This window comes from Staphylococcus sp. HMSC65H10 (genome assembly GCF_001839185.1).
GTDB classification, from domain to species: Bacteria; Bacillota; Bacilli; order Staphylococcales; family Staphylococcaceae; genus Staphylococcus; species Staphylococcus simulans.
On record NZ_KV840398.1, the window covers coordinates 25035 to 43010 of the forward strand.

The 17976-nt window shown below is 35.0% G+C and carries 19 protein-coding genes; 3 read left to right on the plus strand and 16 right to left on the minus strand.

Translation table 11 applies throughout. From position 1 onward, the window contains the following. The first annotated feature begins 78 nt into the window (after positions 1 to 78). Entirely contained in the window at positions 79 to 321 is a 243-nt protein-coding gene (locus HMPREF3270_RS10795; RefSeq protein WP_002481635.1) for a NifU family protein, read from the plus strand. 61 nt (positions 322 to 382) lie between these two features. On the opposite strand, the gene HMPREF3270_RS10800 is transcribed toward HMPREF3270_RS10795, so the two are convergent. The 9 genes from HMPREF3270_RS10800 to HMPREF3270_RS10835 form a co-directional block, all read right to left on the minus strand. Beyond that, a complete protein-coding gene (locus HMPREF3270_RS10800; RefSeq protein ID WP_070848742.1) occupies positions 383 to 1138 on the minus strand; it encodes a MerR family transcriptional regulator in 756 nt (251 codons plus the stop codon). A gap of 153 nt (positions 1139 to 1291) precedes the next feature. Then, positions 1292 to 2446 (minus strand): D-alanyl-lipoteichoic acid biosynthesis protein DltD, encoded by a 1155-nt coding sequence (gene dltD / locus HMPREF3270_RS10805; protein WP_070867256.1) that lies wholly within the window; start codon positions 2444 to 2446, stop codon positions 1292 to 1294. After that, on the minus strand, positions 2443 to 2679 hold the full coding sequence (gene dltC / locus HMPREF3270_RS10810) for a D-alanine--poly(phosphoribitol) ligase subunit 2 (protein ID WP_002481632.1): 237 nt from the start codon (positions 2677 to 2679) through the stop codon (positions 2443 to 2445). Before dltC ends, dltD begins: the two co-directional genes overlap by 4 nt. Positions 2680 to 2700: 21 nt before the next feature. Further along, on the minus strand, positions 2701 to 3915 hold the full coding sequence (dltB, locus tag HMPREF3270_RS10815; protein ID WP_070848744.1) for a D-alanyl-lipoteichoic acid biosynthesis protein DltB: 1215 nt from the start codon (positions 3913 to 3915) through the stop codon (positions 2701 to 2703). After that, entirely contained in the window at positions 3912 to 5366 is a 1455-nt protein-coding gene (gene dltA / locus HMPREF3270_RS10820; protein ID WP_070848745.1) for a D-alanine--poly(phosphoribitol) ligase subunit DltA, read from the minus strand. Before dltA ends, dltB begins: the two co-directional genes overlap by 4 nt. Positions 5367 to 5382: 16 nt before the next feature. After that, positions 5383 to 5535: a teichoic acid D-Ala incorporation-associated protein DltX gene (locus HMPREF3270_RS13640; protein WP_002481629.1), complete on the minus strand. Its 153-nt coding sequence runs from the start codon at positions 5533 to 5535 to the stop codon at positions 5383 to 5385. Between the two features lie 425 nt (positions 5536 to 5960). Further along, a complete protein-coding gene (locus tag HMPREF3270_RS10825) occupies positions 5961 to 6926 on the minus strand; it encodes a 2-hydroxyacid dehydrogenase (RefSeq protein ID WP_023016018.1) in 966 nt (321 codons plus the stop codon). An 8-nt stretch (positions 6927 to 6934) separates the two neighbouring features. Beyond that, complete coding sequence (locus HMPREF3270_RS10830) at positions 6935 to 7714, minus strand: TIGR01457 family HAD-type hydrolase (protein WP_023016019.1); 780 nt, start codon at positions 7712 to 7714, stop codon at positions 6935 to 6937. Further along, entirely contained in the window at positions 7715 to 8149 is a 435-nt protein-coding gene (locus HMPREF3270_RS10835) for a type VII toxin-antitoxin system HepT family RNase toxin (RefSeq protein WP_023016020.1), read from the minus strand. A 103-nt stretch (positions 8150 to 8252) separates the two neighbouring features. Between HMPREF3270_RS10835 and HMPREF3270_RS10840 the strand changes: the two genes are divergently transcribed. Next, on the plus strand, positions 8253 to 8546 hold the full coding sequence (locus HMPREF3270_RS10840) for a DUF3055 domain-containing protein (protein WP_002481625.1): 294 nt from the start codon (positions 8253 to 8255) through the stop codon (positions 8544 to 8546). Positions 8547 to 8601: 55 nt separating this feature from the next. On the opposite strand, the gene HMPREF3270_RS10845 is transcribed toward HMPREF3270_RS10840, so the two are convergent. The 7 genes from HMPREF3270_RS10845 to HMPREF3270_RS10875 all read right to left on the minus strand — a co-directional run bounded on the left by HMPREF3270_RS10845 (position 8602) and on the right by HMPREF3270_RS10875 (position 15441). Beyond that, entirely contained in the window at positions 8602 to 8991 is a 390-nt protein-coding gene (locus tag HMPREF3270_RS10845) for a YutD family protein (RefSeq protein ID WP_060804870.1), read from the minus strand. 174 nt (positions 8992 to 9165) lie between these two features. Beyond that, complete coding sequence (lipA, locus tag HMPREF3270_RS10850; RefSeq protein ID WP_002481623.1) at positions 9166 to 10095, minus strand: lipoyl synthase; 930 nt, start codon at positions 10093 to 10095, stop codon at positions 9166 to 9168. An 82-nt stretch (positions 10096 to 10177) separates the two neighbouring features. Then, the gene (locus tag HMPREF3270_RS10855) at positions 10178 to 11497 is read right to left on the minus strand and encodes a bifunctional metallophosphatase/5'-nucleotidase (protein ID WP_002481622.1); all 1320 of its coding nucleotides are present in this window, start codon (positions 11495 to 11497) and stop codon (positions 10178 to 10180) included. A 14-nt stretch (positions 11498 to 11511) separates the two neighbouring features. Then, entirely contained in the window at positions 11512 to 12336 is an 825-nt protein-coding gene (locus HMPREF3270_RS10860; protein ID WP_002481621.1) for a sulfite exporter TauE/SafE family protein, read from the minus strand. Positions 12337 to 12347: 11 nt separating this feature from the next. Further along, on the minus strand, positions 12348 to 13196 hold the full coding sequence (locus tag HMPREF3270_RS10865) for a DUF72 domain-containing protein (protein WP_070848746.1): 849 nt from the start codon (positions 13194 to 13196) through the stop codon (positions 12348 to 12350). A 120-nt stretch (positions 13197 to 13316) separates the two neighbouring features. Further along, positions 13317 to 14387 carry an NAD(P)H-dependent flavin oxidoreductase gene (locus tag HMPREF3270_RS10870; RefSeq protein ID WP_023016024.1) on the minus strand — a complete coding sequence of 357 codons (1071 nt, stop codon included), beginning with the start codon at positions 14385 to 14387 and terminating at the stop codon, positions 13317 to 13319. Positions 14388 to 14400: 13 nt separating this feature from the next. After that, positions 14401 to 15441 (minus strand): hemolysin family protein, encoded by a 1041-nt coding sequence (locus HMPREF3270_RS10875; protein WP_002481618.1) that lies wholly within the window; start codon positions 15439 to 15441, stop codon positions 14401 to 14403. A 279-nt stretch (positions 15442 to 15720) separates the two neighbouring features. Here HMPREF3270_RS10875 and HMPREF3270_RS14455 point away from each other — a divergent pair, with 279 nt between their 5' ends. Then, the gene (locus HMPREF3270_RS14455) at positions 15721 to 16101 is read left to right on the plus strand and encodes a DUF1828 domain-containing protein (protein WP_285339225.1); all 381 of its coding nucleotides are present in this window, start codon (positions 15721 to 15723) and stop codon (positions 16099 to 16101) included. Positions 16102 to 17976: the final 1875 nt, after the last annotated feature.

The following is a 17976-nucleotide window of genomic DNA, read 5'->3' on the forward strand; positions in this document are numbered from 1 at the left end:
TAGATTTTTTTCTCTAAGTCTATTATAATAAATAAACAAGCAAAATATGAAATTATATACTTGGAAGGAGATATATCCATGCCAACTGAAAATACAACAATGTTTGATCAAGTCGCAGTAGTAATCGAGCGTTTACGTCCATTCTTATTAAGAGATGGCGGAGATTGTACATTAATCGATGTGGAAGACGGTATTGTTAAATTACAATTACACGGTGCATGCAACACATGCCCAAGTTCTACAATCACATTAAAAGCAGGTATCGAGCGCGCATTGCTTGAAGAAGTACCTGGTGTAGTTGAAGTAGAACAAGTCTTCTAATCAACTTAAATAAATCGCATGACGAGGTAAGCACAGTCTGTTTTAACAGCTGTGCTTCTTTTTATTTTGTATAAGCTTTAATAATCTGACTTAGGCATTCTGCTGCGCCTTGTTTACCTACTAAATCATCATAATATTTTTTGAATCTATCATCTGTTATATAAAGTTCAGCCATAGCTTGATGATAACCTTCACTATATTGACCACTCATCAATTTTAACCATTGACGATGCGCGTTAAATACCGCTTCAGCATCTGAACCTTGTACATCAATTTGATTATGTTCTAATAATTGATTTAGTTTTTCTTTGATAATTTGTTCTTGCTGTTGTGCTTGTTCATATTCTAATTCTGAAAGATGACTCAAGTGATGTTCTGCCTTATCTAACGCCTCCTCACCATAACGTTCGATCACTTCTTCACCGTATTGTTCACGATTTTCGTTTATTTTCTTTTGTTTAAACACTTCAAACTTTTCTTTATCTGGCATCATAACTTCCTCCTGTTCTATTTTATTAATCCACTGAATTAAAGATTGAATTTCCTGTTGTTTCTCCAATAACTGTCTCTTTTGTTCTGCTAAAAGCTGTTGTGTATTTGTATTTTGTGCTAATACTTGTTGAATCTTCGATAACGGAAAGTCTAGTCGACGTAGCAACATGATTATAGACAATGTATCTAAATCCTCTGATTGATACACACGGTAGTCATTCTCTTTTATTCTACGTGCTTTAAACAAACCAATATCGTCATAATACCGTAACGTCCGTTTGCTTAGTCCTGTTAATTCAGACAGCTCACTTACTGTATACTGCATGTTTTTCACCTCCTGATACTTACATTAAGGGTTGACGTAACGTGAAGGTCAACTCATTTTCCAATATTTTTCACATCTTAACAATCAATTTCAACATTTTTAACAAACTAAAAAACGCAAATGATATTCACATACCATTTGCGTTTTGATTCATTATTTTTCCTTCATGTGTTGTGCGATACGCTCGTCGATGTAGACCCAGCCTTTCCAGCCGATGTGGACTGCATCTGTGATGACATAAGGTTCATAGTCCTTATCTGTCAGGTCATAAATTTGGCCACCGTTTTCAGTAACGACACGGTTGATTTTTTCATAAACAGGTTTACGTTTCTCTAAATCAACACCGATGTGATCATACCATTTTTCATTTGCGGGAATACTGATATATTCAACATCTGCCCCTGCTTCTCTCATTGTATCTACAAGTAATTTCAAGTCATTAAACTCTGGTGAGTTGATATTGAATTCATAGTCACGTTTAACACGACGTTTATTCGCTTGAATTAATTTCCAATACTTATCTCGGATATGGTATTCATTCGATTTCGAATGCGCTTCGCCATATTGTGTCGCAACATCTCTCATTTCTGACCATGATGCTTTTTCACTTGTTATAGGTTTTACATGTTCTAAAGGAACGTCTTTAAAATTAGCTAAACTTTTGATTGCTTCAATTTTAACTAATTGATTCTCTTTAAAATTAGAAATATAATTGCCATCCGTTTTGCCATTATGCTTTACTGTTGCTTTTAAAAAGTCTTTATTGTGGACGTGTTTGAATTGCAGCAATCGTTTCGCATAGCGTTGTTTCAGTTCATCACTCATATTTTTTTGGTGGAACAATTGATTGATTTGGTTTTGGGAAACACGTGCATCAAAGTTTTGATTCGTCAAACCATGATTTGTGAACCATTGCGGTGAAATAATGAAAGCAATTTTCTTTCCTTTTAATTCATCATAATTTGATGCAAGTTCAATACCATTGACTAAATCTGTATTCCCACCGGTACCGATTAAGAAAGGTTTACGTGATGCATTATGCGAATTTAATGCAATCGCCGGGTTGAATGGATCATCTTTCTCTAATTCACTTGAACCATAAATCGGGTAAAATTCATCGTTGTGTTTAAATAAACGCTGCTGTATTAAAGTTCCTTTTAATACTTGGTCAGTCAATGACACACGATTTTCAGCAAGTGTTTTTTGATTAACGAGTCCAGTAAACCAGCTCGCTGGCAGCAATACAAAGATAATAAAAATGGCACCGCTGATTAATATCGGCAAAAATGGCTTTATTTTTGAACTCATTTAAGTTCTTCTAAAGCTTCAACAATTTTATTAGGAGTCGCCCACTCATCACGATCAAAGTCCATAATTGAAACTTCGATACCTAATTTATTTTGAATTTCTAATAGTAAGCCTACTGTTTGGAATGAATCGATAATACCTTCTTCAAAAATTTCAACATCTGGATTTTCTTTAACGATATCGTTCTCTGCTACTTCTGCTAATAAGTCTAAAACTTGTTCTCTAAATTCCATAATATTATTAAATCTCCTTTATTAAATCAATTTACCTGAAAAGATTAAGAATCCGAAAGTGACAAAGTGGAATGTGATAATAACACTGAGTGCTGTTGTGAACTTGTTATTAAAGCGAGGCGGATGTGTCTTACGCCAACGTTCATAATAACCATAACCAATAAAGCCTGCCGCATGGTATAAACCATAAACAATGTAATAAATTTCGATGCCATGCCAGATACCCATGATAAAGAAGTTGATAAAGAACGCGACATTCGACATTGCGAATTGACTCTTTAATAATTTCTTTTTAGACATGTAGAAGAGCGATCTCATATAAATACAATCACGGAACCAGAATGATAACGTCATATGCCATCTGTTCCAGAAGTCTTTAATATTCTTCGCTTTGAACGGCTGGTTAAAGTTTGGCGGTGTTTTGATACCGTAAATGTAACTAAACGCAATTGCGAACAAACTGTAACCTGCGAAATCAAAGAATAAATACATGCTGTAAGCATACATATATAACCAATAGTTTGTGAAACCATGTAAGTGCAATTGCAACGGCATTACACCGTATTGATTCACAAAATACGCGATAATATATTTATATAAGAACCCTAGCATAATCATATGCACTGCTTTTAAGATAAAACCACGGTATTCATCTTTAGTCGGTACTTTTTTATCATCTTTTACAAATCGTTTATAGCGGTCAATCGGTCCAGATGAAATCGTCGGGAAGAATGAAATGAATTGGAAAACTTTCCCCCACTTAATTTCTTTAATAGAACCGTCACGAATTTCCATAATCAACTGTACACTTTTAAAGGTAACATAAGAAATACCTAAAAAGCCGACAAATTGGATTAATTTATGTTCGTGGAATTGAATTTGCTGACCACCGAGCCATGTACTTGTCAATACTTTAACAATGGCTAACGGCAAAATTGATAATGCCATCACGATAAAGAATTTTAAGAAAGTATTCTTCTTAGGTCGCGAATGGTAATACCACATAATTAAAAGTGCTTGCCAAACCACATATATTATAAAGCTAATCAGTTGAATACTTAAATATTTCTGCCCGAACAAGTTCAACTTATCGGAAGAAAAGATAATCACAACCATGATTGCTGTACTGATACCATTATAAATATAGCTTCGCTTACCTAAGAAACCTAAGATAATAACAGGTATAAGAATAATAAATGCAATCAGGAAGAAACTAAACGTACCATAAGGAATCATGAATTCAATTCCTCAGCGATTTGTTTACGGTCTAATTTACCGTTATTTGTTAATGGTAATTGATCCATCCATACAAATTTTCTTGGAATCATGTATTCGGGTAAGCTGGATTTCAATTGTTGTTTAAGATCATGCGAATACTGCGCATTGTCTTCCACTGTTTGTGTCGGTACGACTGCGCCGATTAATTGAACGACTTTGCCGTTTTTATAAATCGGTACGACTACCGCTTCTCTCACTAAATCTGACTGTCTCAACAATGCTTCGATTTCTTCAAGTTCCATACGATAACCATTCATTTTGATTTGGAAATCAATACGTCCTTGGATGAACCATTGATCATCTTCAAATTTTGCTTTGTCTCCTGAACGATAGACACGTACGCCATCGACGTTACTGAAGACTTCTTTAGATTTTTCTTCGTTTTTTAAATAACCTGCGCTGACACTGTTGCCTGCAATCAGCAATTCACCTTCCTCTGTTGTAGAAAGTGTTGTGCCAGGGCGTGCTTGGCCGACTGGAAGCGGATTGAAACGTTCCAAAATTTCTTGTGTAATCTGTACACTAGTAACCGCTACAGTAGCTTCTGTCGGACCATACGTATTATAGACTACTGCAGATGGGAAGCGTGTAAGCAACGCTTGTGCAGTACGATGCGGCAGAATTTCTCCACAGAAGAAGAACTCTTTCAAGCTTGGATATTGTTTTTCATCTAATGTTGGCAATAATAAGCACATTTCAATAAATGAAGGTGTTGAAACCCAAACATTGATTGGAGTCGCTTGTAACATATCATTCAGCAATTTAGGCTTTTTAATCATGTCTTTATCTACTAAATTCAATGTACCACCAGTAACTAAACATGGATAAATTGCCATCACTGATAAGTCGAATGAAAATGGTGCTTGGTTCAACCATTCCAGATTTTCACCGAATTGATTCAAATCTTTCATCCATGTCGCAAATTCAGTTAAGCTTGCATATTCAATTTGAACACCTTTAGGTTCGCCTGTTGAACCTGAAGTGAAGATTGTATAGACAACATCTTCAGCTTGCATACGTGGTTCAAATGAAGCATTTGAAGCTGTTTCTAAAGCTTCGATAGTTAAGACTTTGCCATGTTCAAAAGTTAATGCTTGTTCTGATACATCAAAAATAAATTCAGGTTGTGTTTTTTCAATAATCATTGCCGTACGATCTTCAGGTACTGAAGTATCAATCGGTACATAACCGCATCCTGCTTTAATACCAGCCATCATCCCTACGATCATATAAGGTGACATATGGCCATATAACACAACTGGTTTTTGACTCTCTTCGATAAGAGAAGCCAATTGGTCAGATTTCTCATCTAATTGTTGATACGTTAAAGTATCATCGATGTGTCTTACCGCCACTGTATCCGGTTGTTTATCTGCAAAATGTCGTAATACACTAATAATATCTGTCATAACTATACTCCTTTAATTAGAATTCATTGTATATAAAGTTATTGTGTGTGTCTCCTGAGCCATATATCAAATACAATGTAATAAATATCGCTAAATAAAGAGCAGTCAATAAATATGGTTTTAATTTGTTAAATGTTTCTGAAGTAGTATTTTGTTCTTTGGATTTCATCTTACACCCCTCTATCTCGGTCATCTTTTTCTCTTTTTTGCGACTCAATGCTTCCTGCTGAATGTCTTCTCCAATTCAACAAAATTATAATTCATTATAATCTTTTTCTCATGTATTTTCAATTGTATATTGGAAAAACCATACAATCTTTTTCATTTGTTCATAATTAATACAGACCAAGTTTGGTGTTCTGTACCAATGCGCTATCAGCCGGTTTTATATCTATTAAATGCACTAATATTTTAGCATTTACAGTTTACTTCTCTTCGGTTGGAAATACAATCCTTTCCACCCTAACAGAATTGTAATGCTTTTTATTTGCTTGTCACATCCGCCCTCAGCCCTATCACAAAATTAAAATGTAAAATAAGAAAAATGCAGTGATACACACTGTTCGTATGTACACTGCATTCTTTTTCTGTTTATTATTTATCAGTAACTGGTGTAATAGCCGGTTGGCCTTGCAGTACTGATTTCACATTATTAATAGAAAGTTGAATCATTCTATCACGCGTTACAACTGACGCACTACCAATGTGCGGTAAAGCAGTAACGTTTGGTAATTGTAATAACGGATGATCTGCACGGATTGGTTCTTCTCTGAATACATCTAAACCTGCACCGCCGATTTCACCCTCTTTTAATGCTTGCAGCAAGTCATCTTCAACAACCGTTGCACCACGGCCGATATTGATAAATATTGCATCATTACGCATTTTCTTAAAGGCTGCCGCATTAAATTTATCTTTTGTTTCCTCTGTTAAAGGTGCTGTACATACGACAAAATCACTGTTTTCTAACAGTTCATCAAATGAGACATAGAGTACACCCAATTCTTTTTCAGCTCTACGGTGACGACTGCGGTTATGATACATGACGTTCGCTTCAAAACCTTTTAAGCGACGTGCAAAGGCTTTACCGATATCACCCATACCGAAGATACCTACATTGGAACCATGGACATCTTTACCTGCAAGCAAGTAAGGTCCCCAGCTTTTCCATTCATCATCTTTAATATACTTTGCTGCTTCTACGATTCTGCGTGCTGTCGCAAGCATTAATGTGAAGCCGAGCTCTGCTGTTGTTTCAGTTAAGACACCTGGTGTGTTCGTTACGGTTACACCATGTTCTTCTGCTAAAGCAATATTGATGTTGTCATAGCCAACAGCCATGTTCGCAACGATTTTTAAATTAGGTGCCGCTTCTAATGTTTCTTCATCAATTCTTTCACTTAGCGTGATAAATGCTGCTTCTGCATCTTTGATTTCTTCTAAGAATTTTTCGCGCGGCATCGGAACGAATTCTTCATCCCACATTTTCACATCCGCAAATTCTTCTAATTGTTGAATAAATTTATCTGGTACTTTACGTGTCACTAACACTTTGGTCATCGTAACACCTACCCTTCTAAGTCTTTGATTACCTCATTCAAATCTTTGAATGTGTAAGTTGGTTGTTGATCTTTTTCTGCTAATTCTTCCTTACTTGTTACACCTGTTTGTACATGAATCGTATCAATACCTGCGTTGATACCTGACATAATGTCAGTTTCATATAAATCGCCGACCATTGCGACTTCTTCTTTCGGCAAATTAATAACATCCATTGCCATATCCATAATAATCGGCTGTGGTTTACCGATAAACGTCGGTTGTACTTTAGTAGATGTTGTAATCACACTTGTGATTGCGCCATTACCTGGTAAGAAACCACGTTCATTCGGAATAGATATATCTTGGTTTGTCGAAATAAACTTCGCACCATTACGCACACCGAGTGTACCTTGTGAGAATTTATCATAATCGACTTTAGTATCTAAACCGACTACGACATAATCCACATGTGTGTCATCAATCAATGTTAAACCTTGATTTAATAATGCTTGACGAAGTCCGCCTTCACCGATGACATAAATGGAAGCTTGCGCATTTTCTTGTTTAATATAATGTGCTGTTGCTAAAGCAGATGTAACTACTTCTTCTGGTTTCGCTTCAATGCCGAATCCAGCTAATTTCTTCACAACATCTTCTGGCACTTTAGTAGAATTGTTTGTCACATACAAATGTGGGATGTCGTGTTGGTTTAAATAATCAATGAATTGCTTAGCGCCGTCAATTTCATCAGCGCCTTTATACATTGTGCCATCTAAGTCAATCAGATAACCTTTGTATTGTTTCATTTATTTCTGGTCTCCTTTTCCAAATGCTGTAACGGGTACATTTTCATTGTTTAAGAAATTGATGACTTCATCAATAAAACGTTCATAGTCTTTGAGTGAAGCATCAAATAAAGGGATTAAATCTTTTGTATCTAATTGATCATATTGATGTACAAATCGTTTACGTACATCTACGGTTTGATTGATACCTTGTTGTGTTTCTTTAGAAATCACACCTTCTAATTCTAAAATATCAATGACATCTTTATAATTACCTGGATCTCTTAAAACAAAACCATCAATGACCATATTTCCAATATCTACGGAAGACTCAATCAGCATTTGTGCAATTCTTTCAAATGCATAATGGTTCTCTTTATTTTCTGAATAATCTTCTGTTAACTTTTGTAAGTAATTCAGCTTATACGTCAATTTATCTTTATCAACAAAATACATGTTATTCAACTCCTCATCCCCTCAATCATATCACATCTTTGCAGTACAAATCATTTCTGTTTATACTTGAGAAAAGAGAATGTACAAAGGAGTCAATGAAATCATGATAGAGATGTTTTTATACGATGATAACGAAGAAGCTGATGTACAATATGTTGGAATGGTCGGAGAAGAAAGTCGTTATGATTTAATGATGTTCCAAACCAATCGTCATTACGGAAAAGTACTGGTACTTAACATGCAGACAAACAAATTCGGAATTATTGGACCAGACGACTTAGCAGAAGATGGTTATATTGCTTATACATTAGGTGTCAGTGAAGCAGAGGGAGAAGAACTGACAGCATATTTAAAAGATGTCATCCCTAGTGGCACATTTGATAGTGGAGAGTACTAATATTAAACAGTAATAACAACTTTAAAATTGATATAACAAAAAGGACAGCTATCGATCAGCTGTCCTTTTGTTTTTGGTCAGAAGGTAAACTTGGCGCAATTTTAACATCATGTAATTTATCTGATGCATCGGCTTCTATTTCTTCTTGTGCACGCAGTTTTTTCAGTTCACGTTCAGGAATGCGACGTAAAATAAAATAAGCACAACCGAAGTTGCAGTATTCTAGTAAGTAATCTTGTATCGTCGCAAAGCGTTTACTGATTTCTACTTTTTTATTAGAGTCTTTGTAAAAACCTTTGAGTCTTAATTGTTCATAGCCAAAGTCACCGACTACAAAATCATATTTATCTAGTATTTCTGAATAACGGTTCGCAAATTGTTCTTCATCGAAACAATCACGATATTGTTCGATCATTTCGAAGTATTTATCTCCTACTTTTATCATGTATGTCACCTATCAATTCTATTCTTGAGCATTTTTGCTTGTTTCAATGTCTCGTGTGTTATTGACTTCAATCTTGAAGATTTACTTATATTATACATTATAACAGTAGTTGAATGACGAAAGAAGCGGACTGATTCAGCCCGCTTCTTCCCCATTCAAATCTATACTTATCAATTATGCTTCAGTTGATTCGTTTAATTTTTCTTCACCAATACGTTGTTTTTCTTTCGCAGCTTCGTTAACTTGCTCATCTGCGTGGTAAGAACTACGTACTAATGGTCCAGCTTGGCAATGTTTGAATCCTTTTTCCATTGCTACTTTTCGTAATTTACCGAATTCTAATGGTGAATAGTATTTTTCAACTTTCAAGTGTTTACGTGACGGTTGTAAGTATTGTCCAATTGTTAAAATATCTACATCTGCTGCACGTAAATCATCCATAGTTTCGTGAAGTTCTTCAATTGTTTCGCCTAATCCAACCATGATACTTGATTTCGTTGGAATATCTGGTTGTAATTCTTTAGAACGTCTTAAGAATTCTAAAGTACGGTCATATGTTGCACGCGCACGAACTCTCGGAGTTAAACGACGTACTGTTTCGATATTGTGGTTTAAAATATCTGGTTTAGATGCCATTAATGTTTCAAGCGCATCATAGTCGCCACCCATATCTGATGGTAAAATTTCAATTGTCGTATATGGATTGCGTTCTCTTACTTTTCTTACTGTTTCAGCATAAACGTTTGAACCTGCATCACGTAAATCATCACGCGCAACTGCTGTGATTACCACGTGTTTTAAGTTCATAATTTCTACTGACTCTGCTACACGTTCCGGCTCGTCTAAGTCTAATTCGTTAGGTAAGCCAGTTTTAACTGCACAGAAGCGGCAAGCACGTGTACATACTGCACCTAAAATCATAAATGTAGCTGTTCGGCGCTCACCCCAACACTCATGTATATTCGGACACTTTGCTTCTTCGCAAACAGTGTTTAAATTCTTCTCACGCATCATCTTCTTAAGACCAGTATAGTTCTCGTTCGTGTTCAGCTTTATCTTCAACCAGTCCGGTTTACGTAAAATCTCATTATTTTTTGTAGCCATTACAACACATACCCTCCTGTGTACTCATCTTCATCTTATTATAACGAATTTATAACAAAATGAAAACGCTATAAGTCATAATTCATAATTCTAATAATTTCTGTTTGAAAATATCTCTTAAAAATTCTGGCATCAAATATTCTGTCGGCAAGTTTTTAAATAGTGGGAAATAACGTCCAAACGTATACATATCAACAGTTCCTAATGTATAGATGTGATCATCAACAATCTCTTCCCCTTGAACAAAGAAACGAGACTCTGATTCAATATAACCCATTTGATATAAAATATAACCGCCGAAAATATCGCCTCTAAATCCTAAACCTTGCGCATGTTCGTGCATATACGCTTGTTCTTCAGCTGTTAAGATAACTTGTTTTAAATCACGGCCTGTAATTTTGATACGTACTAAATTAATCGGATGCGGCAACATTTGATGCACATCATATTCAGTGACATTCGGCCCTTCGATGCCTTTGACTACTAACCCAGCGTTAATAATTGCACAATCTGCATGTGTGAACTCACATACACTTTCTGCAAGTAAATACGCTGTTTTGGTAATCATATCTGTTTTTCTTTTTAAGTTTACAGGATGATCAACTAAAGGCGTACTCATCAATGCTTTACCTTCTTCTTTAAAGTTCGTTTCAACTTCTGGCAAGGTGTCTTCAGGATGCAGGATTGCTGTTTTATGTACGACTTTCTTATTTTCAATCGTTAAATTAACTTCACCTAAGAAATGACCGTATTTTCCTGCTGCTGCCATTAAAACACCATTTTTCATTTCGCCTTCTTCAAAATAATGATGGGTGTGACTACCAAAAATAACATCAATTTCAGGAATCTCTTCACATAATTTACGGTCGAAGAAGATACCGCAATGACTCATGATCATCAATACATCATAATTACCTGCTTGTTTCTCTACCTCATCTTTTATCGCAGCCATCGGATCAGTAACAACCCAATCTAAAGCACGATAGAACGGTGTGAAAGGTGCAGTTGCGGCAACAAATAAGATACGTACACCTTCAATTTCTTTAATATAACTCGATGTAATATGGTGTGGCAAATGGCCATCTTCATCAAACACATTACTGCAAGTAACCGCAAAATCAGCATCTTCATATAATGCATTTAAATCTTCATGTGAAATGGTCATCCCTTCATTATTACCGATTGTCGCAATATCACAATGTGCGTCATTTAATAATTCTATATTTTTAAGGCCATGTGTTGCTTCTGTTACAGGTGCTGATAAATCAACATGGTCGCCGATATCTATATAAAGTGAAGGATGGTCTAGTAATGGTCTATGCTCTGCCATATACGCAGCAATACGCTCGTAAGCATGCAGATGGCTGTGAATATCATTCGTATGATAAATCGTTAATTTCAAACTCGACGCCTCCTTTAAAGCAATGATTTAATAATAAGATAAACCCCTAATAACAGCATCACCGTTCTCAGTAAAGCAACCACTGTATTAGATTTGATAGATTGGTTGATTCTAACACCGATTTTAGCTCCGACATAACTTGAAATAACTAAAACAAGCGCATAATGCCAAGCAACGTGACCTTGGAAAGTATGTCCGATAGAACTCATCACACTAGAGAAGAAAATCATCATCATACTTGTACCTACCGCAACGTGCGGTGGGAATCTGAACACTATCAACATTAACGGTGTCATCAAAGCGCCTCCACCGATACCGAAGAGTCCTGTTGTAATTCCAATGAAAAATGTTACCACGAATGCAAATACAGGCGGCACGTGATAATGATAAATCGTCCCATCTTTATCTACATATGTTTTTTCATACTTTTTCTTTTCAAAGAGTTTGATCGGCTTAATTGAATTACGTACTAATAATAAAATCGAAACCAGAATCAAAAACATACCGAAGTACAAATTAAATGAATCTAACGTTAAATAACGACTGATAAATGAACCGAATAAGGAGCCTGGTAATAATCCGAATAAGAATATATAACCATTTTTTGTATCTACTTGCTTAGATTTTAAATACCCTAATGTAGACACTAAACCTGTCACAATTAAAATAATTGAGGAAGTTCCAATCGCTATTTGAGGCGTAATCCCATGGAGTAAATCATGTTCCACACCTAAATAGACTAATGTCGGAACTATAATTAATCCGCCTCCAATTCCGACAAGCGAGCCTAAAATCGCTGATAAGGCTCCTATTAAAATGAGTAAGAGAATACTCACCATATCATCACTTCCTAAAATAATTTAAGCTGCTGCGGTGCTAAGCCTTCGTAGTCAATACCAAGAATTCGTTGAAGTTCTTTCGCATTGTTTGCTGCGTGACCGCCTGAGTTGTTATTGAAAACTACATAAATCTTTTTAGCTTTTTGTTGAATAATACGCACATGTTGTGCAAGTTCTTCTAACTCTTCTGTTGTATAGTCATATAAATAGCGGACATCTCGCCACGCTTCGTCTGTCATATCTTGCTTAGTCCAACCATGACGGTTACGTCCATGATAACGTACAAAGGCTGTATCCATTGTAATGCGGTTGACGAAAGGTGCTGAACCTTCCCCGACTTGCGGTTCATCGACAATCGCATGAATCAAGCCTTGTTCTGTTAAAAAGGTTAAAGTATGTTCTTTCATCTCCCCTTCAAACCAAGTTTGATTTCTGAATTCTATACAAACCGGCACATGTTTTAAATGTTCACGTACATAACGTATGTAATTAATATTTTGAGTCTTGCAGTCAAACCATGGCGGAAACTGAACAAGTACCATCGCAAGTTTATCCGCTTCAATTAATGGTTGAATCATTAACTTGAACTCTTCAAAGAGTTCATTTCGTGTCTCAGCAAAGTCTTTAAAATCCGCATGCAAAGTCAATGCTTGATGAATTTTCACCACAAACTTAAAACGATCGGGTGTTTCTTTTATCCACTTTCTAATGTTGCGTTCAGGTTGAATCGCATAATACGACGCATCTAATTCTACCACTGGAAAATGACTCGCATAAGTCTTTAATTTGTCTGTTTTACGACTTAGATCAGTATAAAGAGAATCGTGATCTCCCCACCCTGTCAGTCCAATATCTATCATACATAATCACCAATCTCATTCTATCATATTTTATGTCTAGAACCTGTTCACTTCATCTTAGAATTGAAGTAAAAATAAGTACTGCGCAATGAACAACGCAGTACTTATTACTCTTCATTTCTATGATTGAAAACGCATATCTTCAATTTGCTGCACTATAGATTCAACGACTTCATTCGCTTTACGGCTTGTCGCAAGTCTTGGTGTCTGACCACTCCATAATGACATTAATGAGTGATCATGATTGGCAGTCGATGCTTTACGGATTGCTGAAGTCAATTGGTTTTGAATTGGGTATTCTGGCACTTCTCCACGAAATGTAGACAGGTAATCTACAAAATCATTACGGATACCTCGTGCCATTTTGCCACTGAAAGCATTTGTTAACACGGTTGATGTTTCTGTGCTATTTAAAATTGCTTGCTTATACGCAATATCTGCACCGCTTTCTTGTGATGTTAAGAAGGCTGTTCCCATCTGTACACCTGACGCACCTAAAATCAGACTAGCAAGTACACCCCTGCCGTCCATAATACCGCCTGCTGCGACTACAGGTATAGACACTGCATCAGCTACTTGCGGTACAAGTGAAATACTGCCAATCATTGGATATTCTCCGTCTTCTTGTTTTAAAAATGATCCGCGATGTCCGCCTGCCTCACTACCTTGTGTCACAATAATATCAATACCCGCTTCTTCATTCACAATTGCTTCTTCAACAGAAGTCGCGGTACCCATCACTATCATATGATGTTCATGCATTTTACGAATTAAATGGACATCTGGAATACCGAATGTAAAACTAACAATGGGTACACGTTTCTCAATCAAGATATCAATTTGTTGTTCAAGTTGTTGTGTTTCAGATAAATTCACTACGGGTTGTTCTAAATCCAATGCACGACGATAAGGATTTAACCATGCATTCATTAAATCAACTTGCGCACGCTTGATATGTTTTTTACTCGGCACAAATAAATTAACCGCAAAAGGTTGAGTGGTTAATAATTTAACTTTATCTATTTCCTCCGCAAGTTTTTCTGAACTGAAATACCCTGCGCCTATCGTTCCTAAGCCTCCGCTATTACTCACACTAGCGACTAATTCAGGCGTTGTATTGCCTGCCATTCCGGCTTGAATAATTGGATACTTGATTCCAAGTTGTGCAGTGATTTTTGTATCTGACCACATATGTGAACACTCCCTATAAAGATGATTGATTCGCTTTTGGCTTTTGTCTATTTTTCAAACGTTCATCGACTTTATTTTGTTCATGTTGATCCATTTCATCTTCAATATCTAAACCAAGCAATTGCTCAATTAAGTCTTCCATCGTAATAATCGCATCCGTACCGCCATATTCATCTAATACAATGGCGATGTGTTTACGTGTCGCAATCATTTTACGCATGACCCACTCAGCTTTATTGTGCTCATTCACAAAAAGTGGTTTAGAAATATAATCTTCTAATGTTTTATCATAGTGACGACTCCATATTAATAAGTATTTTGAGTGAAAGACTCCCACAATATTATCAATGTCTTCATCATAGACCGGATAACGTGTATATGGATGTGACATAATAATTTCATACACTTCGTCATATGGTGTGTCTTTTGAGAATGCAGTCACATTGACACGTGGTGTTGTATCTACATCTTTAACACGCAATTGTTGGAAAGTTAAAACACTTTGAAGACGATCTCGTTCATTCTCATTAAATGCCCCTTGTGCCCCTGCAATGGTTACCATTGTACGCACTTCTTCTTTAGACATGGTTTGGCTTTGGAATTTATCATTCGCAAGCATTCGGTTAATCAAACCAGTTAAACCATTTAAAATTTTAGTAATCGGCGTTAAGATTACCACAAATAAATGAATTACCGGATAGACTAATTTAGAAATCGCATCAGGATAAGTTGCTGCGATAGATTTTGGTATCACTTCTGAAACAATAATTACCACAACTGTAATCACTAAAGATGCAATCCCCACGTTCCAACCATGTTGTACAGCAAGAATAGTAACTAGCGTAGGCAACACGATATTCGCACTGTTATTTGCGATTAAAATCGTTGTGATAAAATCTCTAGGTTTATTTAAAAGTGCCAATAACCTTTTTGCCTTTGGATCTCCTTTCCTGCTTTCAGTCTGTAATTTCACTTTATTCGCAGCAGTTAATGCCGTTTCACTGCCAGAAAAGAAGAAAGAAACAAAAATTAAAATAATGATAGCTATAATCATGATGGGCGACGCTCCCTTAAAACTCTTATTGACTCTGTCAAAAAGCGTATATTTCTTATTAATTTCCCATCTCTCTATTTATGTAAACCGAACAAGTTCCACGCTTTTCACGAAGTACAATGATTAATTACCATTGTACCGAATTTTCAGATGAATTGTAGTACCTTTAAAAAATACTTTTAATAAAACAACCCCTCTAGGAGTAATACTGCACTTTAACGTTGGATATCTAACCAAGTAGATTTCAAGAAAATAAATTCACATACACTACGCGTAGAAATTCCTTATAAAGATTGCACGATGGATAACATCATTCTTTATGCTATCTTTAGCGATGATAAGCAGACTATCACACTTTGTGACGATGGCTATACACTATTTAATTTAAAATCTCAAAAACCTGAGTTGTTTGAGCAGAAACCAACACTTAAATTACTATACAAATACATTCAAACATTTAATGTAAATATAGATAAAAGCACTGAAGAAATCTATATTGAATGTGTTATACAGAATTTAAATGAATCACTTCAAAGTTTTACTCAGTCAATCTTTTGTATAAATAACTTATTCAACAATAAGACATCGATACAGAATTTATCTCTAAAAGATACAACTAACGACTTTTTATCATTTAATCATTTAACTTTTATGAACTAAAATAAAGCCAGAAAGTAAGATACAGTGTAACTGTTTACTTTCCGGCTTTTAAAATATACTTTTAAAATAAGTAAGTGAGATAGTAGATAAAATGAAACGCCATAAATATTACTGCACAAATTATAGAAATCGCGAGAAAACGATCTCCAACGACATCATTGTATTTTTTGATTTTCACACTACAAATTATACTTCCAATCGCAAATAACGGGCTGATAATTGTTAACAATATAAATACTGCTGCTAGAATCTTTAACAAAGTTGGATTATTCTTCATAGGTTTCCCCTCTAAACGTTTTCTTTATTTTATCACTTACTTATACCACATTTCAGAATTTTACGTCACGTTAAATTTCAATATAAATTGTATGAGTAGACTTTAACATGTCCTAATTTGCTTAATAAATTACCAAAAATCGTATTAACCCTGAACTTGTTTGACATGCCTGACATAATTCTCTTTAAATCTCGGTAAATCTCTTTATTGTTTCATTACACTTATCTTTTCACTTAACTTCAGACATTAAAAAGCAGCACACATACGATTAAGTATGCATGCTGCGTATTTTAATACTTATATTCAATGAACACTATTGGATTAACCGATAGAACCTTCCATTTCGATTGAAAATGAAGTTTTTTAGGATTTCTTGAAATTTAAAACGTTGATTTCATGCGATTTCAAGCACTTAAATTTTCTAAACTTTTTCTGTTTTTAAACAAAATGGTATCAAAAATGGTATCAAAAAACTGCCTATTTAATGGTGGGATCTTACAAATTAAAAAGCGTCATCTGATGTAGGTTTGCGGGCTATATCAGATAACGCTTAAGGCGCAAAAAAATTATATGAGTGAATAACACTCAATAACTACTATAACATTTCTCTCTTTTTTCATCAAAAAAATATATAATTTCAATAGTATTAACCATGCAATAATAAAAAAGAGGTTGCCGAAGCAACCTCTCCTTATTATTATTGCTTTACACACAAGACTTTTTCAACAACATTCGTAACATAAAAAGTGGTCATACCAATAAAAGTAAGGATCACTCTATTAAAGAGAAAATAAAGCAAAAAATAATAAGTAAGGCAATACCTAAAAAGGTATTGTATATCAAATAATAATACATTACTTTGATGCAGTCAATATAATGTATTAAAAGTCATGTACTAATCTAATTGATATGTAATAAAAATTGTCACTTGTGCATTTTAGGAAGGGAACACAAGTGACACAAAGCATATATAAAATAATAGAAATGGAAGTAATCAAACTTCAAGTTCACTTAAGCAAATTAAAGATGAACAAAGAACATTTTAACATATTTCCAATGTTAAGTAAATATTAAAAAGTAAATTTATTAGATTAGCAAAAATAAAACAGCACTATGTTGATGGTACTATTCATTTACGCTTATATTTACTATCAACTAAAAAAAGAGGTTGCCTAAGCAACCTCTCCCCCTATTATCCATACTTAAATCATCAAGACTTTTTCAACATTCTAAGCAGAAGAAAATAGAGAAACAATAACACACGAACAATATCTTTTGATATTGTATCAATCATGTTAATACAAGTTTTTAATTTTGTCAAAAGACACACCTAAAATAGTTAAGTGAATCACATTATGTATGCCACCTCGAAAGGTGGCTGTGTTCTCGTTTGGGATAGATTAGAGAGAAAGTAACGAAAACACACAATAAAATAACAGAAATGCTTTGAATCTAGCATTAAGGAAGTAAGGATACAATATGCACATTGAATACATACTGTAAAAGAATAATAGCATTCTTCTTTTACATAATCAATAAAAAAGAGAAACTATTTAAATAGTTTCTCTCAGACCGTAGACAAACTACCGTTATAACTT

Coding starts and splice junctions, on each gene's coding strand:
- HMPREF3270_RS10795 (WP_002481635.1), top strand. CDS start 79: ATGCCAACTGAAAATACAACAATGTTTGATCAAGTCGCAGTAGTAATC.
- HMPREF3270_RS10800 (WP_070848742.1), bottom strand. CDS start 1,138: ATGCAGTATACAGTAAGTGAGCTGTCTGAATTAACAGGACTAAGCAAA.
- dltD (WP_070867256.1), bottom strand. CDS start 2,446: ATGAGTTCAAAAATAAAGCCATTTTTGCCGATATTAATCAGCGGTGCC.
- dltC (WP_002481632.1), bottom strand. CDS start 2,679: ATGGAATTTAGAGAACAAGTTTTAGACTTATTAGCAGAAGTAGCAGAG.
- dltB (WP_070848744.1), bottom strand. CDS start 3,915: ATGATTCCTTATGGTACGTTTAGTTTCTTCCTGATTGCATTTATTATT.
- dltA (WP_070848745.1), bottom strand. CDS start 5,366: ATGACAGATATTATTAGTGTATTACGACATTTTGCAGATAAACAACCG.
- HMPREF3270_RS13640 (WP_002481629.1), bottom strand. CDS start 5,535: ATGAAATCCAAAGAACAAAATACTACTTCAGAAACATTTAACAAATTA.
- HMPREF3270_RS10825 (WP_023016018.1), bottom strand. CDS start 6,926: ATGACCAAAGTGTTAGTGACACGTAAAGTACCAGATAAATTTATTCAA.
- HMPREF3270_RS10830 (WP_023016019.1), bottom strand. CDS start 7,714: ATGAAACAATACAAAGGTTATCTGATTGACTTAGATGGCACAATGTAT.
- HMPREF3270_RS10835 (WP_023016020.1), bottom strand. CDS start 8,149: ATGTATTTTGTTGATAAAGATAAATTGACGTATAAGCTGAATTACTTA.
- HMPREF3270_RS10840 (WP_002481625.1), top strand. CDS start 8,253: ATGATAGAGATGTTTTTATACGATGATAACGAAGAAGCTGATGTACAA.
- HMPREF3270_RS10845 (WP_060804870.1), bottom strand. CDS start 8,991: ATGATAAAAGTAGGAGATAAATACTTCGAAATGATCGAACAATATCGT.
- lipA (WP_002481623.1), bottom strand. CDS start 10,095: ATGGCTACAAAAAATAATGAGATTTTACGTAAACCGGACTGGTTGAAG.
- HMPREF3270_RS10860 (WP_002481621.1), bottom strand. CDS start 12,336: ATGGTGAGTATTCTCTTACTCATTTTAATAGGAGCCTTATCAGCGATT.
- HMPREF3270_RS10865 (WP_070848746.1), bottom strand. CDS start 13,196: ATGATAGATATTGGACTGACAGGGTGGGGAGATCACGATTCTCTTTAT.
- HMPREF3270_RS10870 (WP_023016024.1), bottom strand. CDS start 14,387: ATGTGGTCAGATACAAAAATCACTGCACAACTTGGAATCAAGTATCCA.
- HMPREF3270_RS10875 (WP_002481618.1), bottom strand. CDS start 15,441: ATGATTATAGCTATCATTATTTTAATTTTTGTTTCTTTCTTCTTTTCT.